General features: G+C 39.8%; 5 protein-coding genes. 3 read left to right on the top strand and 2 right to left on the bottom strand.

Annotation, left to right across the window (positions count from 1 at the left end):
- Positions 1-173: 173 nt before the first annotated feature.
- Complete coding sequence (locus tag B2R65_RS01695; protein ID WP_138577583.1) at positions 174-1,013, top strand: HDOD domain-containing protein; 840 nt, start codon at positions 174-176, stop codon at positions 1,011-1,013.
- 81 nt (positions 1,014-1,094) lie between these two features.
- On the opposite strand, the gene rdgC is transcribed toward B2R65_RS01695, so the two are convergent.
- Entirely contained in the window at positions 1,095-2,003 is a 909-nt protein-coding gene (rdgC, locus tag B2R65_RS01690) for a recombination-associated protein RdgC (RefSeq protein ID WP_004586854.1), read from the bottom strand.
- A gap of 83 nt (positions 2,004-2,086) precedes the next feature.
- Positions 2,087-3,844: a sensor histidine kinase gene (locus B2R65_RS01685; RefSeq protein WP_029773775.1), complete on the bottom strand. Its 1,758-nt coding sequence runs from the start codon at positions 3,842-3,844 to the stop codon at positions 2,087-2,089.
- A 371-nt stretch (positions 3,845-4,215) separates the two neighbouring features.
- On the opposite strand from B2R65_RS01685, the gene B2R65_RS01680 reads away from it, so the two are divergent.
- A complete protein-coding gene (locus B2R65_RS01680; protein WP_024031682.1) occupies positions 4,216-4,584 on the top strand; it encodes a response regulator in 369 nt (122 codons plus the stop codon).
- Between the two features lie 229 nt (positions 4,585-4,813).
- Positions 4,814-7,231 (top strand): bifunctional aspartate kinase/homoserine dehydrogenase I, encoded by a 2,418-nt coding sequence (gene thrA, locus B2R65_RS01675; RefSeq protein WP_286740562.1) that lies wholly within the window; start codon positions 4,814-4,816, stop codon positions 7,229-7,231.
- Positions 7,232-7,235 lie beyond the last annotated feature (4 nt).

Below are 7,235 nucleotides of genomic sequence, written 5' to 3'. Positions count from 1 at the left end.
GCAAGTGTTTGGCGGTGTACCGCGTCTGCAGGCGATAATAACAATTAATTTATATAATTTTCTTAACTTTATCGGTAAGTTAGATAATACTCATTGTATTACTCATTGTATTACTCATTTTATCCGAGGTTAGCAGTTGCATTGCGGCCCAGAAACAAAAGGATGACAGTTCTATGTCTACAGAAAATGCACTATTAACGATTTTGGTTGATAGAATCAATAACGACACTTTGGTTTTACCTACGTTACCTGAAGTTGCAATTAAAGTGCGCCAAGCGGCCGATAACCCTGATGTAAACCTAATGCAAATGTCAGATGTGATTGGACAAGACCCGGCTCTTTCAGCGCGCATGATCAAAGTGGCTAACAGTGCAATTATGGGCCGAGTGGTTAAAGTGTCTAACTTACAGCAAGCGGTTACGCGCATTGGTTTACGCCAAATTAAAAATATAGCAACCGCAATGGCAATGGAGCAGCTGTTTGTTTCTAATAATGAGCTAATAAAAGGCTACATGAGTAAAGCGTGGCAAAAAACGCTAAATGTGGCGGGGCATTCAATAACGCTTATGGCGTTTTATTTACAAAATAATAAACGTACATCGTTAAATAGTGACGCTATTACGTTGGCGTCGTTGGTATATAACATTGGTGTACTGCCTATTTTAACCGAAGCTGAGCGCCACCCAGAGGTGTTTGCTAACCCAAGCTTTTTAGCACATGCAATTCAAAAGCTCAGTGGTAAAATTGGTGGCTCAATTATGGGAGCGTGGGAGTTTCCACCTGAATTTGTAAATGTTGCTAGGCATTGGGCCGACCCTACGTATCGCCCTGAAGAGATTGGGTATGTTGATTTTATTCGTATTGGCGCTATTTTAGAGGGGACTTTACAGGTTTCTGATAAATCAGCGGCTTTACAAACCTACATAGATAAAGGCGTTATTCCTTCTATGCAGCTATTTTCAAGTGACGAATACAACGACATGCTCGAAAATGTAAAAGACACATTTAGCTAATTAGCAGTTATAAGGTAAAAGCAAAAAGCACGACTAAGTCGTGCTTTTTTCGATTTTAATAGCGCTTATAATTTTAGCGTTTTATAAATCTTCTGCATCACCTAAACCGGCCGTCAGCTCTTCAAGCAGTAGCTTGATTTCTTCTGAGGCTAAAATAAAGTCAGCATCTAATTTAACCGCCATATCTTCTTTAGGAATATCGGCGTTTTCTTCTTTTAAAGTTTCTGAGTAGCTTAAACGCTTGATAGAGCCATCGTTTTGCAGCATAAACTTCAGGCGTTCTTGCCAATCAAGTGCAAGTTTGGTCACGCGTTTACCATTTTCTAGGTGCGATTTAACTTCATCACACGATAAATCATGACCTTTTAGTTTAACCTGTGCGCCACTGTCGTCGGCTTCTTCTAGCTCAGCATCAAAACCTATAGCAAAGTTTTCAGGGGTGCTGAAGTTAGTTAACCAATCAGTTAAAAATACATCTAGGTCGTAGTTTGCAAAAGCAGGTACTACTGGTAATGTGCCCAGAGACTTACGCAGCAATGCAAGTAGCTCTTCTGCTTTATTAAAACTGCCGCTGTTTACTACAACCCAGCCGTTTTCTTGGTCAATAAAAGCAAACTGTAGGCTCGATTTTTTAAACGCTTGAGGTAATAAGGTAGTTAAAATGTTTTCTTTTAACTCGTCTTTTTCTTTCTTTTTAACAGGGCGGTTTTCTTCCGCTTCTATTTGATCTACTTTTTCGGCAACCATTTCATTAACAACAGATGCAGGCAGCACTTTTTCTTCACGTTTGGCACACACTAAAATGCTTTTTTGTGAAAAATGCGCCAGCGAGTCACCATGCTTACCAAATGCTTTTGTCCAACCAAATGTAGAAAGGTCTTGAGAGCCACAAGGGCGAAATACATCTTGTTCTAACGCTTTTTCAAACTCTTCTTGAGTGTACGAAACATCTTGCTTAAAGCGATAACAAATCAGGTTACTAAACCACATAAGGTAACTTTTCCATCTTTTAAATTTGCTCAATCATAGCAATAAAATGGGGTTCTCGAAATGGCTGATTTTAAGCAAAGCCGTTATTGATTAAATAATGGCTTTGGCATGTTTTTAGGAAATTCAATATGGTAATGAAGCCCTTTGCCAGGCTCACTGCTTGCCTCTATTGAGCCGCTAAGTGTTTGCTTAACTAAGTTAAAGGTTATGTGTGTGCCTAACCCACTGCCGCCTTGGTCGCGTTTTGTCGTAAAAAATGGGTCAAACAATTTGGCTAATTGCTCTTTTGTTACGCCATTGCCGTTATCGGTGTAGTCAATAATAAGGAGTGTGTCATCGGCGCTAATATTTATATCAATATTGCCCTGCGCAATATTATCAAAACCATGAATAATTGAGTTCATAATTAAGTTGGTAAAAATTTGGCTAATTGCCCCTGCAGGCAGGTTAAGAACTAAATCATCCGGACACTGTAAATTTATGGTGTGCTTAGTTTTTTTAAGTTTAGGGTGGAGCGATAAAATTACTTCGTTTAAATAATCTTTAAAGTTAATTGTTCTTACAGCTTCACTGGCTTGGTCTACCGCTATTTGTTTAAAGCTGGCAATAAGCTCAGAGGCTCTATCAAGGTTGGTTGTAAGCAAGCTTGTGCTTTGCTTGGCTTCGTTTATAAACTCTTCTAATGCTTTGGGCGATAACTTTTTTTCTTTGTAGGCATTTTCTAACGTGTTTAAACGCTCTTGTAAAAACGATATAGCAGTTACACCAATCCCAATAGGTGTATTTATGTCGTGTGTAATACCGGCGACTAATCCGCCTAGTGCAGCCATTTTTTCGGTGCCTACTAAGCGCTCTTGAGCAAGGCTTAGCTCGTCAAGGTAGCGTTCAAGCTCTTTTTGTTTAGTTAATAATTCTTCTTCGGTATGTCTGCGTAAATCAACTTCTTCGGTTAGTACCAGCTTTTGTTTTTCTAGTTCGTACTTTTGCTGTTGTAAATCCATCATAGCTTGGCTTAAGTTTGACGTTTTACGGGCAACATCTTGCTCAAGCTGTATATTGTGCTGGTCGAGCTTTTCGTTACTAACAATCAACTCACGTTGGGTATGCTCAAGCTCTTTTCTGTATTGAACTACTTTATCTATTAAGTTATTAAAAGACTGCTCCATAACGTTTAGCTCGTTATGCTCTTCGGTCTCAATGTCTATGTGTTGACCTTCTAAGTCATCAAGCTCTAAGTTTTCTATTTGATCGGTTAACTCGTTTAAAGGGTCGGTGAGCAGCTTTCTAAATGCCATTAAAAACAGAATGATCAAAAAGGTGGTTTTGATCATGGCGTTACCAATTAAAAAGTAAATAGATACCATTATTCGGCTAAATACCACATCGCGGCTAGAGAACAAGGTCACATCACCTACTTGAGTAGCGCGTCCCGAAAATTCAAAAATTAGGGGGAAGGTATAACCAAAGAGACCCGATTTGGTGTCCTCTATAATGACTTCCTCTTGTACGAGTTGTTGGTTATAAAGTTTGTGTATATCCAAAGAGCGCCCCAGCTGCGAAATAATTTCACCGCTGTCGTCGCGCACTATAATGCCCTCCACCATAGGTATAGCAAGTAAGCCTTCTGCGGTTGTAATTGTTTGCTTTGTGTTTAGTTCCCAAATTGCGCGTGTTAAGCTTCGGCTAAAGGTTTTTTGCAGCGTACTTAGCTCATCACGAATGTAGTCTTTAGTATTTACAAATTCTGCAAGCACCTGTCCACATGTCACCACAAAGGTAAGCAAAAAATACACTGATAAAACATTAGTTAACAATTTCTTAGAAAGGCTTTTTTGTAACATATGGGATTTACTCATCCGGTGTAATTATATCTAAGTTGCAATTTCTAACTTAAAAGTTAGTCAATAAAACCTTAAAAATAAATAAAAAATTTATATTTTAAAGAGATAGCCCTGCTATTGAGTCGTTTTGTTTTAATAATAGTGCACTAAACTGATTTAAATTAATTTTAATGGCTACTGAGATTTCAAAAACGATGATTTTTAATAGGCAACTAGAGCAATTATCAATAATATTTAACGTTTTATTGTAAGGTTACAGTACTACATTATGCGAACAAGCAAAGTGTTAGAGTTTTAGGAACGTGTTAGAATAGCAAAAACCAACGGACGGCTCGTTTTTATAATTTTAAAAGGTTATTTTAGTAGTTAACATGATGAAATTTTCTATATTAGTGTGTGATGACTCCACTGTTGCACGCAAACAAGTTGTGCGTTGTTTAAATGAGTGCGTGAGTGCCGACATTCAACAAGCCGCAAACGGGGCCGATGCGCTGGCGCTTTTACGCTTGCAGCAATTTGATCTTTTGTGTTTAGACTTAACCATGCCAGAAGTTGACGGCGTACAAGTGCTGGAGCGCATTAAAGCAGAAAAAATAGAGTGTTTTGTACTGGTGATCTCCGCTGATATACAACAACAAATGAAGCAAAAAGTCGCGCAGCTTGGTGCTATCGACTTTATAAATAAACCTATTAATAAATCGGCTTTAAGTGAAGTTTTGCATAAATTTGGCATTCATTAGGTTTTTTCATGTTTAAAAAGGCTGTTTTATCTTTTAATTTGGGGTTGACAGCATAGCCTTTGTTAAGGCAGTCTTAGCTCTATGAAAACAATTAATCGCGCACTGACCATTATTATTACAACCACCATTCTTACTGGATAGTGGCATAGGTCGGTGCAACAAATTTAAAGGCCTGTGTTCACTAAGAACACAGGCCTTTTTTCGTTTTATGGGATGAGGAACATAAATAATGCGCGTTTTAAAATTTGGAGGCTCTTCGCTTGCCGACTTTGCCTGTTTGCAACAAGTAGCTTTGCTGGTAAAAGCACAGTTAAAAGATGAAATGTTACTGGTACTTTCTGCACCCGGTGGTATGACTGATTCATTAGTTGCGCTGGCAAGTGCCGCTGAGCAAGGTCAAGATTTTTCTCAGCAATGGCAAGCTTTACTAAGCCGATGCGAGACATTAAAAGCAGAAGTAGAAAAAAGCAGTGGCGAAGTAACAAACTGGCCAGATTTTAATGAGCTTAAAAATAAGCTAGATGGTGTGGCGCTTATTAAGTGCTGCCCAGATCAAATTCGTGCTTTTGTAATTAGTTTTGGTGAGCGTGTTAGCGTATCGCTAATGCAAAGTTTATTAAGCTCGCACAATGCACAATACCTTGAAGCAACGCGTTGTGTTGCCTCTACTGGTGGCTACATTGATGCTGAGGCCGACTTAGTAACGAGTAAAGCACGCTTTCAAGCAGTACTTAAAGAAAACCCAGCCACCATTTACATTATGCCAGGCTTTACAGCAAGCAACGAGCAAGGCGAACTTACTACACTTGGTCGTAATGGCTCTGATTACTCTGCAGCTATTGCAGCGGCATGTTTAGATGCTGAAATTTGCCAAATTTGGACTGACGTTGATGGTGTGTACAGTGCTGATCCGCGCTACATCAAAAAAGCGACTAAAGTTGATTTCTTATCTTATAAAGAAGCGATGGAGCTTTCTTACTTTGGCGCTAAAGTACTTCATCCTAAAACCATTTTACCGTGCGCGAAAGCGGGCGTACCGTGCGAAATTAAAAATACCCATAACCCAGATGCTCAAGGGTCATTAATTGGTAACGACTATTCATCGGATGAGCCAGTAAAAGCGCTTTCTAGCTTACAAGACTTAGCAATGCTTACCGTGTCAGGCCCAGGCATGAAAGGTAAAGTGGGCATGGCCTCTAAGGTATTTAATGCCCTTGCGCACGATAACGTATCGATAGTATTAATTACTCAATCATCGTGTGAATTTAGCATTAGCTTTTGTGTGCACGAAAGCGATTTAGCGCTCGCGCTAGAAGCCTTACAAAGTGCATTTGAACTTGAATTACAAGCAGGCTTAATTGAGCCGGTACAAGTACAACGTAATCTTGCCATTGTTACTTTAGTGGGCGATAACATGCGCGCACACAAAGGTTTAGCAGCACAGTTTTTTGCTTCTCTTGCACAGGCCCAAGTAAACATTGTAGCCATTGCGCAGGATTCTACAGAAAGTGCTATTTCGGCGGTTATTGATGGCGAGCTGTGTAACGATGCAGTGAAAATATGCCATGAAAACTTTTTTACCCACGTCCCTTCAATTGACGTATTTTTACTTGGCTGTGGCTTAGTAGGCCAAGAGCTTATTTCTCAGTTAGAGCGCCAGCAAGCGTGGCTTGAAAAACGTAATATTAAGTTAAACCTATATGGCGTTGCTAATTCTCGTCAATTGCATTTAGACAGCGAAGGTATTGCATTTGATGACTGGCAGCAAAAGCTTGCAGCATCAGAGCAAGCGTTTGATTTAAATTTAGTTGAGCAGTTTGTAAAACAAAATCACTTAGTAAACCCTGTGCTTGTAGATTGTACGTCTTCTGATGCGCTAGCTGCTCAGTATGTGGATTTTTTAAATGCGGGCTTCCATGTGGTTGCCGCTAATAAAAAAGCAACAACCAGCTCGTACGATTATTACCAAGACTTAATTGCAGCAACACAAAAAAATAACCGCAAGTTTTTATACGAAACAAACGTAGGTGCAGGCTTACCGGTAATCGATAACCTACAGTCGTTATTTGGTGCAGGTGATGAGTTACTTGAGTTTAGCGGTATTTTATCAGGCTCACTGTCGTACATGTTTGGTGCACTAGAAGATGGTTTATCACTTTCTGAGGCAACCATTAAAGCAAAAGAAAGCGGTTTTACAGAGCCAGACCCACGCGATGATTTATCGGGTACCGATGTAGCACGTAAATTACTTATTATTGCACGCGAAGCCGGCATGAAATTAGAGCTTAGCGATATAGAAGTAGAGTCGGTATTGCCACAAGGTTTTGCACAAGGCGACAGCGTAGATGAATTTATGGCTAAACTGCCAAGTTTAGACGTTGAGTTTAACGACCGTATTCAAAGTGCGGCAGCAGAGGGCAAGGTACTGCGTTATGTAGGTACAATTAAAGAAGGCCACTGTAAAGTAGGTATTGAAGCGGTCGATTCATCGCATGCATTAAATGTTATTCGTGATGGTGAAAACGCGTTAGCTATTTTAAGCCAATATTATCAACCACGCCCGTTTGTAATTCGTGGCTACGGTGCAGGCTCTGCGGTAACAGCTGCAGGCGTATTTGCCGACGTATTAAAAACGTTATCGCGCTAGGAGA

Source organism: Pseudoalteromonas sp. UBA2102, from assembly GCF_002331165.1.
Taxonomy (GTDB): domain Bacteria; phylum Pseudomonadota; class Gammaproteobacteria; order Enterobacterales; family Alteromonadaceae; genus Pseudoalteromonas; species Pseudoalteromonas atlantica.
This window is presented reverse-complemented; position numbering and strand designations above follow the sequence as displayed.